This is a genomic window from Sanguibacter sp. HDW7, assembly GCF_011300875.1.
Classification (GTDB): Bacteria; Actinomycetota; Actinomycetes; order Actinomycetales; family Cellulomonadaceae; genus Flavimobilis.
Window position 1 is genome coordinate 2921623 of sequence record NZ_CP049862.1, and the last position, 17127, is coordinate 2938749.

A 17127-nucleotide genomic window follows, 5' to 3' on the forward strand; every position below is an offset into this window, starting at 1 on the left:
GCAATTGTTCGGAAACTCACGGAACAACAGCGACCTAGGTCCCGCGCCACGGCTCTCGCGCGCGCCGACGATGGGACGAGCCACATCGGCCCCCGATCCACAATGAAGCGGACCCACGGACCATGCGCGTACTTGAACGTGAGGCGACGATCGCCCCAGCCGGCTACAACAGGTGGCTCATCCCCCCTGCTGCTCTGGCCATCCACCTGTCCATCGGGCAGGTCTACTCCTTCTCGGTGCTGAAGAACCCGCTCCTCGAGCGCTTCGGCACGTCCCACACGTCGATCGCCGTGATCTTCTCGATCGCGATCGTCATGCTCGGCCTCTCGGCCGCCTTCGGCGGCGCCTGGATGGAACGCAACGGGCCTCGCAAGGCGATGGTCCTCTCGACGATCTTCTGGGTGACCGGGTTCCTCGTCGGTGCCCTCGGCGTGCACCTGGGCCAGCTGTGGATCCTCTACCTCGGCTACGGGGTCATCGGCGGCATGGGCCTCGGCATCGGCTACATCTCGCCCGTGTCGACGCTCATGAAGTGGTTCCCGGACCGCCCGGGCCTCGCGACCGGTCTCGCGATCATGGGCTTCGGTGGCGGCGCGCTCGTCGCCTCGCCGCTCACGGCGAAGCTCCTCTCGTCGTTCGGCGAGAGCCCCGCCGACGCGATCGTCCCGACGATGCTCACGCTCGCCGCGATCTACGCGGTGATGATGACGCTCGGCGCCGTCGTCATCCGCGTGCCCGCCCCGGGCTGGAAGCCCGAGGGCTGGACGCCGTCGACGAAGGTCTCGGCGATGCAGACGACGGCCGACGTGCGCGTCTCGCGCGCGGTGCGCACCCCGCAGTTCTACCTGCTGTGGGTCGTACTGTTCGTCAACATCACGGCGGGCATCGGCATCCTCGAGCAGGCTGCGCCGATGATCCAGGACTTCTTCCCCGCCGTGACGGCTGCGACGGCCGCGGGCTTCGTCGGCCTGCTGTCCCTCGCGAACCTCTCGGGTCGCATCGGCTGGTCGACGGCCTCCGACGCGATCGGCCGCAAGCGCATGTACATGGTGTACCTCGGCGTGGGCACCCTCCTCTACGGGACGCTCTTCCTGCTGGGCGGATCGAACGTCGCGCTCTTCGTGCTGGTCACCGTCGTGCTGCTGACGTTCTACGGCGGCGGCTTCGCGACGATCCCCGCGTACCTCAGGGACCTCTTCGGGACGATCGAGGTCGGCGCGATCCACGGCCGCCTGCTCACCGCGTGGTCGGCGGCGGGCGTCGCAGGACCGCTCATCGTCAACGGGATCATGGACTCCCGCGAGAAGTCCGGCGTGACGGGTGCGGACATGTACCTGCCGGCGATGGCGGTCATGACGGTGCTGCTCGTCATCGGGTTCGTCGCGAACCTCTTCGTCCGCCCGGTCGACCCGAAGCACCACGAGCCGGTCGCCGGCTCCGCGCAGGGTGCGGCTGCACCCGCGCCGGCGTCACCTGTCGACACGGCCGAGCCCGAGCTCGGCACCACCACGCCCGACGCCGGCTCGCCCGAGCTCGTCGCCACGACCGCTGAGGAGAGCTGACATGGACGCACGGACCTCGACCGACGCGAAGGGCGCCGGTGCGTCGATCACCCTCCTGGCCTCGGCGCTGTGGGTGATCGTCGGAGTGCTGCTCGCCTACGGGATCGTGCAGACGGTCATCAAGGCGTCGGCGCTGTTCACCGGCTGACACCACGCGCCGGTCGTCTCGGCAGACTGCGTCCACGCACCCCACGGGGGTGCGTGGACGCAGTCGCCTGCGCGACCTACTCGTTCGCGATGCCCGTCCGGCGCGCGACGTCGGCGACGGCCTCGGCGACGACGGTCGTGACGTCCGGGTTGAAGACGCTCGGCACGATGTACGTCGCGTTGAGCTGCCCGGGGTGGACGGTCGACGCGAGCGCGCGGGCCGCCGCGAGCAGGAGCTCGTCGGTGATGCGCGAGGACTGCGCGTCGAGCAGCCCCCGGAACACGCCGGGGAACGCGAGCACGTTGTTGATCTGGTTGGAGAAGTCGCTGCGGCCCGTCCCGACGATCGCCGCGTGCTTGGCGGCCTCGACCGGGTCGATCTCGGGGCGGGGGTTGGCCATCGCGAAGACGATCGCGTCGTCGGCCATCGTCGCGACGTCGTCGGCCGTGATGACGTCGGGCGCGGAGACGCCGATGAAGACGTCGGCGCCCGCGAGCGCGCCCGCGAGCGTGCCGGTGACGCCCCGAGGATTGGTGTGCTCGGCGGTCCAGCGCAGCTGCTCCGTCAGGCCGGGGCGGCCCGCGTGGACGACGCCGTCGATGTCCGCGACGACGACGTCCTGCACTCCCGCGGAGAGCAGGAGCTTGAGGATCGCGGTGCCGGCGGCGCCCGCACCGGACAGGACGATCCTCACGCCCGGCAGCGGCTTGCCGACGACGGTGAGCGCGTTGAGCAGCGCCGCGAGCGCGACGATCGCCGTGCCGTGCTGGTCGTCGTGGAAGACGGGGATGTCGAGCTCGTCGCGCAGGCGCCGCTCGACCTCGAAGCAGCGGGGCGCGGAGATGTCCTCGAGGTTGATGCCCGCGAAGACGGGAGCGATGGCCTTGACGGTGCGGACGATCTCGTCGACGTCCGTCGTGTCGAGCGCGATCGGGAACGCGTCGATGCCCGCGAAGCGCTTGAAGAGCGCGGCCTTGCCCTCCATGACCGGCAGGGAGGCGAGCGGGCCGATGTCGCCGAGGCCGAGGACGGCCGTGCCGTCGGTGACGACGGCGATCGTGTTGCGTTTGATCGTCAGGCGGCGGGCGTCGTCGGGCCGCGCGGCGATCGCCTCGCACACGCGTGCGACGCCCGGCGTGTAGATCATCGAGAGGTCGTCGCGGTTGCGGATGGGGGCGGTCGGCTCGATGCGGAGCTTGCCGCCCAGGTGCATGAGGAACGTGCGGTCGGAGACCCGGTCGACCTCGACGCCCGGCACGTGACGGAGCGTCTCGACGATCTCCTGCGCATGCGCGTCGCCGCTCGTCGCGCACGTGAGGTCGACCGTCATGCGCACGCTGCCCGACTCGGTGACGTCGATGCCGGTGACGAGCCCGCCGTGCTGCTCGACGGCCGTCGTCAGCTCGCTGACCACCGTGGGCCGCGCCTCGACGCGCAGTCGTGCGGTGATGGACGACGAGACGCTCGGTGCGGGGCTCATGCCCCATTGTGACCCAGGTCACGCTCGGTGCGCACGCGCCGGCACAGCACGAACGGCGACCCCGAGTGAGGTCGCCGTCCGGCCAGCTGGAGCAGGGGTATCAGGCGAGGAAAGTCTGTGGACGACCCGACGGGGTCGGAACCACAGGTCCTATGCGTGGACTGGTCGCTCGTGGGTCCTGCCTGCTCCGGTGTGCTGTTGTGATACTGAGTCTGCCGCAGGATCCTGCGGTTTCCCAGGGACCGAGGCCCCTGGGCAGGTGGTCCCTGAGCGGGTAGAGTCGGTTCTTGGGTCGCCTTCCGGGGCGGCCTTCGTCGTCTCAGCCGTTCGAGCCAGCGCTCGGCACCGCCCCGGGCATCGTGCCGGCCCCGAGACCGAACCCGAGGTCCGCAACCGACCCGGCGAGGACGCTCGTCGCGGTGACGTCGCCTCCGTCGCTCGTCGACCCCATGACCGTCACGGTGTCACCGACGGCAAGGTCCGCGACCGCCCCCGCATCCACGGTCGTCACGGTCGCGTCGGCCGCGTCGACGGTGACGGTCCCGCCGTCGTCGGTCGTCACCGTGAACGTCGTGCCGTCGAGGCTCGCAACCTTGCCCGACGTCCCACGGCCGGGCCGGCCGGAACCGTTGCCGCCGTTGCCACCGTTGCCACCGTTGCCACCGTTGCCACCGTTGCCACCGTTGCCACCGTTGCCACCGTTGCCATCGTCGTCGCCGGACCCGCCGGGGAAGCCCTGCCCGCCCCCGGGGAAGCCCTGCATGTTGCCGCGCGAGCCGCGGCCGTCGTCGGAGCCCTTGCCCAGCTGGTAGCCGGTGAGCGTGCCGCCCGCGAAGAGCGCGACTCCCGCGACGGACGCGATGAGGACCGTCGTGAGCGACGGCCGGCGGCGCGGCCCGGCCGGGACGACGGGCTCGGCCGCGAGGGTCGCGGGCGGTGCCGCGAGCAGCTGCTCGGGCGTCGGCGGCACCGCGGCGGGCTGAGGCGCTGCGGGCTGAGGCTGGACAGGGGGCTGGCGCTGGACAGGGGGCTGGGTCGGGCTCTCGGACATGGTGGTCTCCAGATCTGGGGTGGGGGTCAGTCGTGACGCAGGGCGTCGACGGGCCGCATGCGAGCCGCACGCAGCGCGGGGTAGCCGCCGAAGACGACGCCGATGCCGATCGAGACGGCGAGCGCGAGGACGACGGTGGACGGGACGATGACGGGGTTCGTGCCGAGGATCGTGAACTGCGAGCCGATCCACGCACCGAGGACGCCGAGCGCACCGCCGAGCAGCGACAGCAGGGACGCCTCGAGGAGGAACTGCCCGAGGACCGCGGCGCGCGTCGCGCCGAGGGCCTTGCGGATGCCGATCTCGCGCGTCCGCTCGGTGACGGTGACGAGCATGATGTTCGTGACGCCGATGCCGCCGACGAGCAGGGAGAGGGCAGCGACGGCGGCGAGCATCGACGTGAACGTCGCGGTCGCGGACGTCGCCGTCGACAGCAGCTGCGACTGGCTGGAGATCGTGTAGGGCGCGTCGGCTCCCGCGGCGACGCCGAGGGCCTCGTCGAGCACGTACGTGGCCTCGGCCATCGCCGCGTCGACCGTGTCCGCGTCCGTCGCGGTGAGCGTGATCGCCGAGAGGCCGCCGTAACCCGTGAACGTGCGCTCGACGCGCGTGAGCGGCATGACGACGAGGTCGTTCGTCGACGACGTGCCCGCAGAGTCCTTCGCGGCCATGACGCCGTCGACGACGAAGGGTGTCGAGCCGACGACGACGCTCTGCCCGACCGGGTCGTCGTCGCCGAAGAGATCCTCGGCGACCTGCGCGCCGAGGACGACGACGCGCCGCGAGAGGTCGAGGTCGTTCTGCGTGAAGCCACGGCCGAGCGCGACGGGCCACGCGGTCGCCTCGAAGTAGTCGGGCGTCGTCCCGACGATCTGCACGCTCGACGTCGTCGAGCCGACGACGACCGTGGCCGAGCTCGTCACCTGCGGCACGACGGTCGCGATCGACGGCGAGGAACCCTCGGTGACGGATGCGGCGATCGCGTCGACCGTCTCGGTCGTCAGCGTCTGGTCCTGCACGGCGTTTCGACCGCCTGACGAGGTCGACGACCGCACCGTGATCGTCGTCGTCCCGAGCGAGCCGATCTGGTCCTGCACGGCCTGCGCGGACCCGTTGCCGACGCCCACGAGGAGGATGACGGAGCCGACACCGATGAGCACCCCGAGCAGCGTGAGGCACGAGCGCAGCGGGTTCGCGCCGATGCCGCGCAGCGAGGACCGGACGATCTCGAGCGGGCTCATGCGACAGCCTCCTGCGTGCGCAGCAGGTTCGCGCCGGGCGCGAGGCCGTCGGTGCGCTCGTCGGCGACGATCCGGCCGTCGCGCATGCGGACGACGCGGCGGCAGGCCGCCGCGACCTCGTCCTCGTGCGTGATGAGGACGATCGTGCGGCCCCCGTCGTTGAGCCGGCCGAAGATGTCGAGGACCTCCGCGGTCGAGCGCGAGTCGAGGTTGCCCGTCGGCTCGTCGGCGAGGACGAGCCGCGGCGCGTTGACGAGCGAGCGCGCGACCGCGACCCGCTGCTGCTGGCCGCCCGAGAGCTCGTTCGGCGCGTGCGTCGCACGGTCGCCGAGCCCGACGAGCTCGAGCGCCGCACGTGCACGCCGCCGCCGCTCGGCCGGCCGCACACCCGCGTACGCCATGGGCAGCTCGACGTTCGCGAGCGCGCTCATGCGCGGCACGAGGTTGAACGCCTGGAAGACGAAGCCCACGCGGCGACCCCGCACGCGGGCGAGCTCGCTCTCGCGAAGGGTCGTGACGTCCGTGCCGTCGAGCAGGTAGGTGCCGGACGTCGGGACGTCGAGGCAGCCGAGGATGTTCATCATCGTGGACTTCCCGGAGCCCGAGGCCCCCATGATCGCGACGAGGTCGCCCTCGTCGATCGTGAGGTCGACGCCGTCGAGCGCGTGCACCTCTCCGCCGTCGGTGCCGTAGGTGCGTCGCACGTCGCGCAGCTCGAGGACCGCCATCAGTTGCCCCCGGGGAAGCCGCCGCCGGGCATGCTGCCGGACGGCGCCTGCCCGCCGCCCGGGAAACCGCTGAAGCTGCCCTGGCCACGCTGGTTCGTCGTCGAGCTCGTCGTGCCGACGGACGTGTCGATCGAGACGACGACGGTCTCGCCCGCGGCGAGCCCCGAGGTGATCTCGGTCGCGGTGTCGCCCTGGACGCCGACCTCGACAGTGCGGGTCTCCGTCGTGCCGTCGGTCGTCTGGACCGTCACCGTGCCTGACGTGCCCGTGACCGTCACGGCCTGCGAGGGCAGGGTGACGACGTCGGTGGCCTCGTCGGTGACGACGGTGACGGCCGCCGTCTGGCCGAGGCGCACGCCGTCCGGGATGTCGTCGAGCGTGATCGTCGCGCCGAAGGTCACGACGGATCCGGAGGACGAGCCGACGGGGTCGACGGCCGTGACGGTCGCGGCGGCGGAGACGTCGTCGACGGCGGGGAACGTCACGGTCGCCGCCTGGCCGACGTCGAGCCGGGCCGCGTCGGCCTCGTCGAACGTCGCCGCGACGACCATGCTCCGCACCGAGGAGATGGTGACGAACGCGGTCGACGCGCTTGATCCCCCGCCGGAGCCTCCCGACGACGGGCCCGTGCTCTGCCCGACGACCCCGCCGACCGTTGTGACGAGGCCTGTGACGGGCGATGCGAGCGATGCGTCGTCGAGCGCGTCCCGCGCCTCGTCGCGTGCCGCGACGGCCTTCGTGTAGCTCGTCTGCGCGCTCGAGAGCGACGACGACGCGGTGACGACCTTCGCCCTCGCCTGGGTGATCGCGGCCTTGCTCGGGGTCTGGGTCGTGGTCGGGGTCGTGCTCTGCTGGTCGGAGCCGGAGCTCGCGCGCTGCGTCGTCGTGCTCGAGGACTTCTCCGCGACCTTGGCTGCCTTCGCCGCCGCCTTGGCCGACGCGACGGCGTCGTCGTACGCGTCCTGCGCCTCCGAGACGGACTGGTTCGCCGCGGTGACCTCGAGCTTCGCCGAGCTCACGCGGGCGGCGGCCTCGTCGAGGGCCTCCTGTGCGGCGTCGAGCGCGTCGTCGAGGTCGTCGGACGCGATCGTGCCGAGCACGTCGCCCTTCGTCACGGCGTCGCCGACCTTGACCTTGACGGTCTTCACCGTGCCGGCGACCGGGAACGACACCTCGGTGACCTTCCCCGAGGAGAGGGTGCCCTGCGCGGCGATCGTCGCCGTGACCGTGCCGGTCGTGGCGGTCGTCGTGCGGGTCGTCGTGCCGTCGGCCGTGGCTGTCGTCCCGTCGTCGGGGCGCAGGACCCACCAGGTGCCGCCGACGACGGCGACGAGGACAAGCACGAGGAACACATGAAGGAGGCGACGTCTCATACGCCGAAGATTCCTCCGTCGACCTGGGACGATGCTTCGACTTCGCTGTGCGTTCGCTGCGACCTCCGCGCCGGGTCGGGACGCGGGCCCGGGTGTGATGGGATGGGGGGATGGGTTCGAACCTCACGGTCCGAGGGCCGCTCGACACTGACGTCGCGGCCGAGGTGCGCGCGCTCGCCGCCGCCGCCGCGCTCGCCGACGGCGTCCCGCCGATCTCCGAGCAGCCGCTGCTCAACCTCACGGCCGACCACCACGACGTCGTCCACGTCCTGCATCACGACGACGCGGGCGCGCTCGTCGCATACGCGCAGCTCGACCCGGCGGGCGATCCGCCGACCGCCGAGCTCGCGGTCTCCCCCGACGCGCGCCGCCAGGGCCTGGGCACGAGCATCCTCGGCGCGCTGCGTGACCTCGCACCCGGCGGCTTCGGCCTGTGGGCGTACGGTCACGGCACGGGCGCGCAGGCGTTCGCGGAGCACCACGGCCTCGAGACGCTGCGCGAGCTCTTCGTCATGGACCGTCCGGTCACGGGGCTGGCCGCGCGCCCCACGCCTCCCGAGGGCTACTCGGTCCGCACGTTCACGCCCGAGGACGCCGACGCGTGGGTCGAGCTCAACGCGCGCTCGTTCGCCCACCACCCCGAGCAGGGCCGGCTCACGCGCGCCGATCTCGACGCGCGCATCGCGGAGCCGTGGTTCCGCGCGGACGACCTCCTGCTCGTCGACGGGCCGGACGGCCTCGCCGCGTTCGTGTGGACGAAGGTCGTCGGCGCGGACGGCGAGCTCTACGTCGTCGCCGTCGACCCGGGGCACCAGGGCCGCGGCCTCGGCCACCTCCTCACGGAGACCGCGCTCGTGCACCTCGCCGAGCGCGGCTGCACGCGCGCCCTCCTCTACGTCGACGGCGACAACCTGCGCGCCGTCAACGTCTACCGCCGCGCGGGATTCGACCTCGCCGACCGCCACGTCCTCGTGCGTGGCACCCCTGCCACCCGTTGACGCCACCCTCCGACCATCCCCGAGCCACCACGACGACGCACGAAGGTGCCACGATGTCTGCCATGAACGACGCGACCGCCCCGACCGTCCCCGACGAGCCCGCCCAGGCGGCGCGCACCGTGCCGACGATCCCGCTCGACCCCGAGCTCGCGGCACACATCGCGGAGCACATCGCCGAGCCCGCCGCCGCGCCCGCGGAGCCCGCCGACCACGTCGAGCTCGAGCCCCTGCCCGACGACCGCTTCGCCGATCGCGAGCTGTCGTGGCTGGCCTTCAACCAGCGGGTCCTCGAGCTCGCCGAGGACCCGGCGACGCCGTTGCTCGAACGCGTGCGCTTCCTCGCGATCTTCGCGTCCAACCTCGACGAGTTCTTCATGGTGCGCGTCGCCGGCCTCAAGCGCCGCATCGCGACGGGCATCGCCGTGCCGTCGGCGTCTGGCCAGACGCCGCGCCAGGTGCTCGAGGGCATCGCAGAGAGCGCGCACGTCCTCACCGAGCGTCACGCGCGGGTCTTCACCGAGCAGGTGCAGCCCGCGCTCGCGCACGAGGGCATCACGATCGTCGGCTGGGACGACCTCTCGACGACCGAGCAGGAGCGCCTGCGCAAGTACTTCCGCAAGCAGATCTTCCCCGTGCTCACGCCGCTCGCCGTCGACCCGGCGCACCCCTTCCCCTACATCTCGGGGCTCTCGCTCAACCTCGCGGTGCTCGTGCGCAACCCGGCGACCGGCAAGGAGCACTTCGCGCGCGTCAAGGTGCCGCCGATCCTCCCGCGCTTCGTCGCCGTCGACTCCCGCGGTCGTCCGTCCGCGCCGGACACGCAGGTCGCCGCGGCGCAGGAGACGAGCTTCGTCCCGATCGAGGACGTCATCGCCGAGCACCTCGACCAGCTCTTCCCCGGCATGGAGATCGTCGAGCGTCACCTCTTCCGCGTGACGCGCAACGAGGACGTCGAGGTCGAGGAGGACGACGCCGAGAACCTCCTGCAGGCCATGGAGAAGGAGCTGCTGCGGCGTCGCTTCGGGCCGCCCGTGCGCCTCGAGCTCACGCCCGACGTCACACCCCGCATCCGTAAGCTCCTCCTCAAGGAGCTCGGCGTCGAGCCCGACGAGGTCTACGAGCTGCCCGTGCCGCTCGACCTCACGGGCCTCAACGTCATCGCGGACATCGAGCGCCCCGACCTCTCGTTCCCGCGCTTCGTGCCGACGACGCACCGGTACCTCGCGGAGGTCGAGTCGGCGACGCCGACGGACGTCTTCCAGGCGATCCGCACCCGCGACATCCTCCTGCACCACCCGTACGACTCGTTCTCGACGTCGGTGCAGACGTTCCTCGAGCAGGCCGCGGCGGACCCGTCGGTCCTCGCGATCAAGCAGACGCTCTACCGGACGTCGGGCGACTCCCCCATCGTCGACGCTCTCATCGACGCGGCCGAGGCCGGCAAGCAGGTCCTCGCGCTCGTCGAGATCAAGGCGCGCTTCGATGAGGAGAACAACATCTCGTGGGCCCGCAAGCTCGAGCAGGCGGGCGTCCACGTCGTCTACGGGATCGTCGGTCTCAAGACGCACTGCAAGCTCTCGCTCGTCGTGCGGCAGGAGGCCGACGGCCTGCGTCGCTACTGCCACGTCGGCACGGGCAACTACAACCCCAAGACGGCGCGCCTCTACACGGACCTCGGGCTGCTCACGTGCGACCCCGACGTCGGCCAGGACCTCTCGCGCCTCTTCAACCAGCTCTCCGGCTACGCGCCGCGCTCGCGCTTCCAGCGGCTGCTCGTCGCGCCGCGCTCGGTGCGGACGGGGCTCGTCGAGCGCATCGACCGCGAGGCCGCGATCGCTCGTGAGGGGCGTCCCGCGTGGATCCGCATGAAGGTCAACTCGATCGTCGACGAGGCGACGATCGACGCGCTCTACCGCGCCTCGCAGGCGGGCGTCGACGTCGACCTCGTCGTCCGCGGCATCTGCGCCGTGCGGCCGGGGGTGCCCGGGCTCTCCGAGACGGTCCGCGTGCGCTCGATCCTCGGCAGGTTCCTCGAGCACTCGCGGATCTTCGCGTTCGGCAACGACGGCGCGCCCGACGTCCTCATCGGCTCGGCCGACCTCATGCACCGCAACCTCGACCGCCGCGTCGAGGCGCTCGTGTCGATCATCGACGAGGAGCAGGTCCTCAACCTCGTCGAGATGCTCGAGACGTCGATGGACGACGGCACCGCGTCGTGGCACCTCGGCCCGGACGGCACGTGGGTGCGGCACCACCTCGACGCCGAAGGAGCGCCGCTGCGCGACCTCCAGGGCACGCTCATCTCGCGGCAGCGACGTCGCCTGGGGATGGGCCGGCGCCGGTGAACGCGTCGACCGTGCCGTCGGGCTCGAGCCTGCTCGACACGGGCGAGTCCGTCCGTCGCCCCGCTATCGAGGCGGCGGGCGCCCTCGTGTGGCGCGAGCGCAAGGGCCGCGTGCAGGTGCAGCTCGTGCACCGGCCACGGTACGACGACTGGTCGTGGCCCAAGGGCAAGCTCGACCCGGGCGAGACGCTGCGCGAGTGCGCGGTGCGCGAGGTCGCCGAGGAGACCGGCCGGCCCGTGGTCCTCGGCGTGCCTCTGCCCATGCAGCGCTACCGCACACCCGAGGGCCGGCTCAAGCGCGTCCACTACTGGGCGGCGCGGCGCGCGACGGACGTCGACGCCCCCGCCGTGCGCGTGCGTCCGCCCGTCGCGCCCGTCGACCCCACCGAGATCGACGACGTCGTGTGGCTCGACGTCGACGCGGCGCGCGAACGACTCACGCGCACGACGGACCGCGAGCCGCTCGACGCCCTCGTCCACGCGCACGCCAAGGACCGTCTCGCGACGCACGCGCTCGTCGTCGCCCGGCACGCGCGCGCCCGCAAGCGCAGCGCGTGGGCGGGCGGCGAGGACGACCGGCCGCTCACGCCCGCCGGCTACCTGCAGGCCGCGACGATCGTGCCGATCCTCTCGGCGTACGGCGCCGCGCAGATCGTCTCGAGCTCGTGGCTGCGCTGCACCGACACCGTCGCGCCGTACGCACGCGCGACGGGCCTGTCCGCAGGTCTGAGCTTCGACCTCACCGAGCTCGCGCACGCGGACGACCCGCGGGACGCTCGGGACGTCGTCGAGCGCCTCCTCGAGGACCCCGTCGCGTCCGTGCTCTGCACGCACCGGCCCGTGCTCCCGACGGTCCTCAAGGCGCTGCGTCTCCACGCGCGTCGCAGCGTGCGCGCCGAGCTGCCGGGCGAGGACCCGTTCCTCAAGCCGGGGGAGCTGCTCGTCGCGCACGTCGCGCCGAGGGCCGACGGGCCGCGCGTCGTCGCCGTCGAGATCTCCCGCAGCCACCTGCACGCGAGCATCCTCGGCAACCGCGCGGGCGTCGCCTGACCCGACTCCGCGCGTCCCCCACTGTCCGACGGATTGACTCTCTCCCCCCGTCGAACGGTGGGACTGCGTCAATCCGTCGGGCTGCGTGTCGACCGCCGCACGCGACGACGGCTCCCCACCCTCGCGGGGTGGGGAGCCGTCCGTCCGTGCTGGGTGCCCGGGCTAGCCGAGCAGCGGGTGGAGCGCCCAGAAGACGAGCGCCGCGACACCGGCCGCGGCCGGGATCGTCAGAACCCACGCCGCTCCGATGGACTTCGCCACGCCCCACCTCACGGCGGAGAGCCGCTTCGTCGCGCCGACACCCATGATCGCGGTCGTGATCGTGTGCGTCGTCGAGACGGGCGCGTGGAGCCAGAACGCGTTGAGGTAGAGGACGATCGCGGAGACGGACTCGGCGACGAAGCCGCGCGCCGGGTCGAGCTCGATGATGCGACGGCCGAGGGTGCGCATGATGCGCTTGCCGCCGGTCGCCGTACCGGCCGAGATCGCGGCGGCCGCCGAGAGGATGATCCACGTCGGGATGTCGTCACCCTTCTCCGTGACGCCGATCGCGGTCGTCGCGAGGAACATCACGCCCATCGTCTTCTGCGCGTCCTGCAGGCCGTGGCCGAGGGCCATCGCGGCCGCCGAGGCCGTCTGGGCGATACGGAAGCGGCGCGACGCCTTGGCCGGCGCGACGTTCTTGAAGATCCACAGGACGGCGACCATGACGAGGAAGGCGAGGGTGAAGCCGACCACGGGCGAGACGATCATCGGGATGACGACCTTCTCGACGACCGAGCTCCAGTAGACGGCGATCCCGCCCGCCAGGCCGGCTCCGACGAGGCCACCGATGAGCGCGTGCGTCGAGGACGACGGCAGCCCGAACCACCACGTGATGAGGTTCCACACGATCGCGCCGACGAGCGCCGCGAGCACCGCGACGAGCGTGAGCCGCTTGCCCACGTCGTCGATGTGGATGATCTCGTGCGCGATGGTCTCAGCCACCGCCGTACCCATGAGCGCGCCGGCGAAGTTCATGACGGCCGCCATGAGGAGCGCGACCTTCGGCGTGAGCGCGCGCGTCGAGACCGAGGTCGCGATCGCGTTGGCCGCGTCGTGGAAGCCGTTGGTGAAGTCGAAGGTCAGCGCGAGCGCAGCGATGACACAGACGAGTGCGACGTCCACGAGCGGTCAGGACTCCTTGACGGCGATCGTCTCGACCGTGTTCGCGACGGCCTCGAACGCGTCGGCGGCCTCCTCGAGGATCTCGACGACCTCCTTGAGCTTCATGAGGAGGATCGGGTCGGTGATGTCGTCGAACATCTGCGCGAGCAGCTTGCGGTGCTGCTTGTCAGCCTGGTTCTCGAGACGGTTGATCTCGACCCAGTAGTCCTGCAGGTCGCTCATCGAGCGCAGGCGCGGCATGGCCTCGGCCGTGATCTCGGCGCAGCGCTGGAGGATCTGCACCTGGTCGGCGACGCGGCGCGGCAGCTCCTCGAGCTTGTAGAGGACGATGAGGTCGCTCGCCTCCTCCATGAAGTCCATGCAGTCGTCGAGGGCCGACGCGAGCTCGTAGATGTCGTCACGGTCGAAGGGTGTGACGAACGTCGAGTTCATGCGTCGCATGATCGTGTGGGTGGCCTCGTCGGCGAGGTGCTCGACCTCGTTCATCTGCTTCGCGATGGCCCTGCGGCCCGCGAGGTCGGCACCGAGAAGCTCGCCGAGGAGCTTGGAACCGGTGACCAGGTGCTCCGCCGAGGCGGTGAAGAGGTCGAAGAACGTGGTGTCACGCGGTGTGATACGCGGAATGCGCACGGGTACTCCCGTAAAGAGGCAGCCTTGTCCTTCGTAGCGTAGGCCCCCGCCACCGTGAACACGCAACTGTCCGGGTGTTCGCCCGACGACGACCGTGGGAAATCTCGGCGCTTGCCACGCAGGCTCTTGCAGGCCGTGGGACGAACGGCTCGGGGAGCGTGTGAGGAACGAGACGTCCTGCGGGACGTCTGCGCCCGGACATGAAAGAGCGACGCCGGACCGGGAGCGCCTCTCGGCGCGGGGCCGCTCGAAGCGGCTGATGTTGGAGCCCGGGGCTACCGCAGCCCGACGTCGCACCTCCATTATAGCGACGCCTCGCGGGAGGGCCTCGGTGCCGGCACCCGGATCAGTCGAGCTGGTCGGCCCGCCAGTGCTGAGCGGCCGCGTCGAGGTCGTCGGCCGTCGCGACGAGCGACGCGGCGCCGAACGTCAGCCGGGAGCCGCGCGCGGGGTCGGTCGGCTCGACGCTGTCTGCGTCGACGGCGGCGCCCGTCGCGAGGATGCGGCAGAAGGCCGCTGCGCGCTCGAGCGCGACCGCGAGGTCGCCGTCGAACACGCCCGAGAGCACGGAGTCCGCGAGCGCCCGCATGTCCTCGGGCGACGGTCCGGCCGCTCCTGCGACGACCTCGGCGACAGGGGTGCGTTCGACGCCGAGGCGGTAGCGCAGGCCGACGGTGCGGGCGTCGCGGCGGACCCACTCGCGCAGGACGAAGAGCCGCCACAAGGCACCGGGAAGCGTGACGGGCGCGGCGTCGGCCCACAGCGCGGCGACCGCGTCGAGGCCCTCGGTCTCGACGAGCCGGAGGATGCGCGCCGTGACCTCGGCGTCGTCCGTCGCGCGGCCCTCGCGGACGAGGGCGCGGGCGGTCGTGTGCGCGATCTCGTCGCGCAGCGCGGGGTCGTGGCCGCCGGGGATCTGCTCGGCCTCGGCGGGGTCGAGCATCGCTGGCCGCCGGAAGGCGCGGCGGGGGCCGGGTGCGTCGTTCATCTTCCCAGTGTCGGTCATCGGCGATGTCCGCGTGCTGAGCGTCACGCCGATATTGTTTGCATGCAGCAAGCAATCGGTTTAACGTCGAGGTGTCACGACAAGGAGCACCCATGAGCACCCCGGCACCTGCCGAAGCACCACCCCCCTCGTTCCTCGAGGGCCCCGACGCCACGACGGACGACGTCCGCGCCGTCCTGCGCGCCATCGAGGCCTTCGGCCGCGCCCAGCGCTGCATCGGAGGCGCCTTCGCGCACCACCTCGACCTGCCCCGCGCCACCCTCGGAGTCCTCTTCAAGCTCCACATGCACGGCGCCATGCAGGTGAGCGAGCTCGCGCAGCGGCTCCAGGTCGACGTCTCCGTCGCCTCGCGCCAGGTCACCGCGCTCGTCGACACCGGGCTCGCGGTCCGCGACGTCGACCCCGAGGACCGCCGTGCCCGCACCGTCGCCCTCTCTCCCGCAGGCGTCCAGCGCGCCACCGAGGCACGCCACAGCGTCGGCCGCCTCCTCGCCCAGGCCCTCGACGGCTGGGACCCCGACCGCCTCGCGACGCTCGCCACCTCTCTCACCGACCTCACCGAAGCCATCACCGCTCGCTTCGACGTCACCCCGCACCACAGCAAGGACCACGCATGACACGCACCGCCACCGCACCCGAGCACGTCGCCGGCGAACCCGGAACCATGACCCACCGCGAGGTCCTCCGGACCATCTCCGGCATCTTCATGGGCCTGTTCGTCTCGATCATCGCGACGTCGATCGTCTCCTCGTCGCTCCCCAAGATCGTCGCCGACCTCGGCGGCAACCAGTCCGCCTTCACGTGGGTCGTCACCGCGACGCTCCTCACGACGACGATCTCGACGCCGATCTGGGGCAAGGTCGCCGACCTCGTCGACCGCAAGCTCACCATCCAGATCGCCCTCGCGATCACCGTGATCTCCGCGGCCCTCGCCGGCTTCGCCCACAACCCCGCGACGCTCATCGCGTGGCGCGCGTTCCAGGGCATCGGCGCCGGCGGCCTCACCGCCGTCGGCATGGTGCTCATCGCCGACATCATCTCCCCCCGGGAGCGCGGCAAGTACATGGGCTACATGGGCGCGATCATGGCGGTCGCCACGATCGGCGCGCCGCTCCTCGGCGGGTTCCTCACCGACACGGCCGGATGGCGCTGGAACTTCTTCGTCGGCGTCCCCTTCGCCGTCGTCGCGATCGTGCTCATCCAGCGCACGCTCCACCTGCCGCCCCTGGAGCGCAAGGAGAAGGTCTCGATCGACTACCTCGGCGCGACCCTCATCTCCGCCGGCATCGCCCTGCTCCTGCTCTGGGTGACCTTCGCGGGCTCGAAGTTCGACTGGGCCTCGTGGCAGACCGCCGTCATGGTCGGAGGCGCCGTCGCGATCCTCGCCGTCGCCGTCTGGGCGGAGTCGCGCGCCGAGGAGCCGATCATCCCCCTCGGGATCTTCGGCAACCGGACCGTCACGCTCGTCATCGTCGCGTCGATCGCCCTCGGCGTCGTCCTCTTCGGCACGACCGTCTTCCTCAGCCAGTACATGCAGATCGCGCGCGGCTACAGCCCGACGGTCTCGGGCCTCCTCACCGTGCCGCTCATCCTCGGCCAGCTCACCGCGTCGATCGGCTCCGGCCGTGCCGTGTCCCGCACCGGCGCCTACAAGAAGTTCCTCGTCGTCGGCGCGATCGTCATGCCCATCGGCATCGGTCTCATGGGCACGATCACGTACCAGACGAACCTCACGATCATCAGCCTCTACATGGCGCTCATCGGCGTCGGCATGGGCCTGCTCATGCAGAACATGGTGCTCGCCGCGCAGAACACGCTCACCCCCGCCGAGCTCTCGACGGGCTCCGCGACGATCGCGTTCTTCCGCTCCCTCGGTGGTGCGATCGGCGTCTCCGCGCTCGGCGCCGTCCTCGGCCACCGCGTCTCCACCGAGATCGTCGGAGGACTCACCGAGGCCGGCATCGCTCCGCCCGCGTCCCTCGCCGGCGGCACGCTGCCCGACGTCTCGACGCTCCCCGGCCCCATCGCCACGATCGTCGAGTCCGCGTACGGCACCGCCGTCGCCGAGGTGTTCCTCATCGCCGCACCGATCGCGCTCATCGCGCTCGTCTGCGTCCTGTTCCTCAAGGAGGTGCCGCTCGCGACCAAGTCGAATGCCGAGCTGCGCCTCGAGGAGCTAGCCCGCACCGAGGCAGCGGCGGACGGCTCCGGCGACGCCACCGACACCGCCGACGCGCCTGACGCGTCGACCGCCTCCGTCCGGTAGCGCCCGCCGGCACTGCCCCTCCGGCAGCGCCGTCTCCGGAGCGCCCCTCCGACACCAACCCGCCGGCACTCCCCCGCCGGAAC

The 17127-nt window shown here is 71.6% G+C and carries 15 protein-coding genes; 7 read left to right on the forward strand and 8 right to left on the reverse strand.

Going from position 1 to position 17127, the window contains the following annotated elements:
• Nucleotides 1–122: 122 nt before the first annotated feature.
• Both G7063_RS13195 and G7063_RS13200 read left to right on the forward strand, forming a co-directional pair.
• Complete coding sequence (locus tag G7063_RS13195) at nt 123–1562, forward strand: OFA family MFS transporter (RefSeq protein WP_166414803.1); 1440 nt, start codon at nt 123–125, stop codon at nt 1560–1562.
• Nucleotide 1563: 1 nt separating this feature from the next.
• Nucleotides 1564–1710, forward strand: a complete 147-nt coding sequence (locus G7063_RS13200; RefSeq protein ID WP_166414804.1) for a hypothetical protein — start codon at nt 1564–1566, stop codon at nt 1708–1710.
• A 76-nt stretch (nt 1711–1786) separates the two neighbouring features.
• Here the strand turns inward: G7063_RS13200 and G7063_RS13205 are convergent, their stop codons facing one another.
• The 5 genes from G7063_RS13205 to G7063_RS13225 all read right to left on the reverse strand — a co-directional run bounded on the left by G7063_RS13205 (nt 1787) and on the right by G7063_RS13225 (nt 7583).
• The gene (locus tag G7063_RS13205) at nt 1787–3190 is read right to left on the reverse strand and encodes an NAD-dependent malic enzyme (protein ID WP_166414805.1); all 1404 of its coding nucleotides are present in this window, start codon (nt 3188–3190) and stop codon (nt 1787–1789) included.
• Between the two features lie 319 nt (nt 3191–3509).
• Nucleotides 3510–4241, reverse strand: a complete 732-nt coding sequence (locus G7063_RS13210; protein WP_166412510.1) for a hypothetical protein — start codon at nt 4239–4241, stop codon at nt 3510–3512.
• Nucleotides 4242–4267: 26 nt separating this feature from the next.
• Nucleotides 4268–5482: an ABC transporter permease gene (locus tag G7063_RS13215; protein ID WP_166414806.1), complete on the reverse strand. Its 1215-nt coding sequence runs from the start codon at nt 5480–5482 to the stop codon at nt 4268–4270.
• Complete coding sequence (locus G7063_RS13220) at nt 5479–6210, reverse strand: ABC transporter ATP-binding protein (RefSeq protein WP_166414807.1); 732 nt, start codon at nt 6208–6210, stop codon at nt 5479–5481. Before G7063_RS13220 ends, G7063_RS13215 begins: the two co-directional genes overlap by 4 nt.
• Complete coding sequence (locus G7063_RS13225; RefSeq protein WP_166414808.1) at nt 6210–7583, reverse strand: efflux RND transporter periplasmic adaptor subunit; 1374 nt, start codon at nt 7581–7583, stop codon at nt 6210–6212. The genes G7063_RS13220 and G7063_RS13225 overlap by 1 nt, the downstream gene beginning before the upstream one ends.
• 110 nt (nt 7584–7693) lie before the next feature.
• On the opposite strand from G7063_RS13225, the gene mshD reads away from it, so the two are divergent.
• From mshD to G7063_RS13240, 3 genes are all read left to right on the forward strand, one after another.
• Nucleotides 7694–8581, forward strand: a complete 888-nt coding sequence (gene mshD / locus G7063_RS13230) for a mycothiol synthase (RefSeq protein WP_166414809.1) — start codon at nt 7694–7696, stop codon at nt 8579–8581.
• Nucleotides 8582–8643: 62 nt separating this feature from the next.
• On the forward strand, nt 8644–10926 hold the full coding sequence (locus G7063_RS13235) for an RNA degradosome polyphosphate kinase (protein WP_166414810.1): 2283 nt from the start codon (nt 8644–8646) through the stop codon (nt 10924–10926).
• Nucleotides 10923–11975 carry an NUDIX hydrolase gene (locus tag G7063_RS13240; RefSeq protein ID WP_240916096.1) on the forward strand — a complete coding sequence of 351 codons (1053 nt, stop codon included), beginning with the start codon at nt 10923–10925 and terminating at the stop codon, nt 11973–11975. Before G7063_RS13235 ends, G7063_RS13240 begins: the two co-directional genes overlap by 4 nt.
• A gap of 162 nt (nt 11976–12137) precedes the next feature.
• Here the strand turns inward: G7063_RS13240 and G7063_RS13245 are convergent, their stop codons facing one another.
• The 3 genes from G7063_RS13245 to G7063_RS13255 form a co-directional block, all read right to left on the reverse strand.
• On the reverse strand, nt 12138–13142 hold the full coding sequence (locus G7063_RS13245; protein WP_166414811.1) for an inorganic phosphate transporter: 1005 nt from the start codon (nt 13140–13142) through the stop codon (nt 12138–12140).
• A 6-nt stretch (nt 13143–13148) separates the two neighbouring features.
• Nucleotides 13149–13772 carry a DUF47 domain-containing protein gene (locus G7063_RS13250; RefSeq protein WP_166414812.1) on the reverse strand — a complete coding sequence of 208 codons (624 nt, stop codon included), beginning with the start codon at nt 13770–13772 and terminating at the stop codon, nt 13149–13151.
• A 346-nt stretch (nt 13773–14118) separates the two neighbouring features.
• On the reverse strand, nt 14119–14760 hold the full coding sequence (locus G7063_RS13255) for a hypothetical protein (protein WP_240916097.1): 642 nt from the start codon (nt 14758–14760) through the stop codon (nt 14119–14121).
• A 110-nt stretch (nt 14761–14870) separates the two neighbouring features.
• Between G7063_RS13255 and G7063_RS13260 the strand changes: the two genes are divergently transcribed.
• Nucleotides 14871–15395 carry a MarR family winged helix-turn-helix transcriptional regulator gene (locus G7063_RS13260; RefSeq protein WP_166414813.1) on the forward strand — a complete coding sequence of 175 codons (525 nt, stop codon included), beginning with the start codon at nt 14871–14873 and terminating at the stop codon, nt 15393–15395.
• Nucleotides 15392–17044 (forward strand): MFS transporter, encoded by a 1653-nt coding sequence (locus G7063_RS13265; RefSeq protein WP_166414814.1) that lies wholly within the window; start codon nt 15392–15394, stop codon nt 17042–17044. The genes G7063_RS13260 and G7063_RS13265 overlap by 4 nt, the downstream gene beginning before the upstream one ends.
• Nucleotides 17045–17127 lie beyond the last annotated feature (83 nt).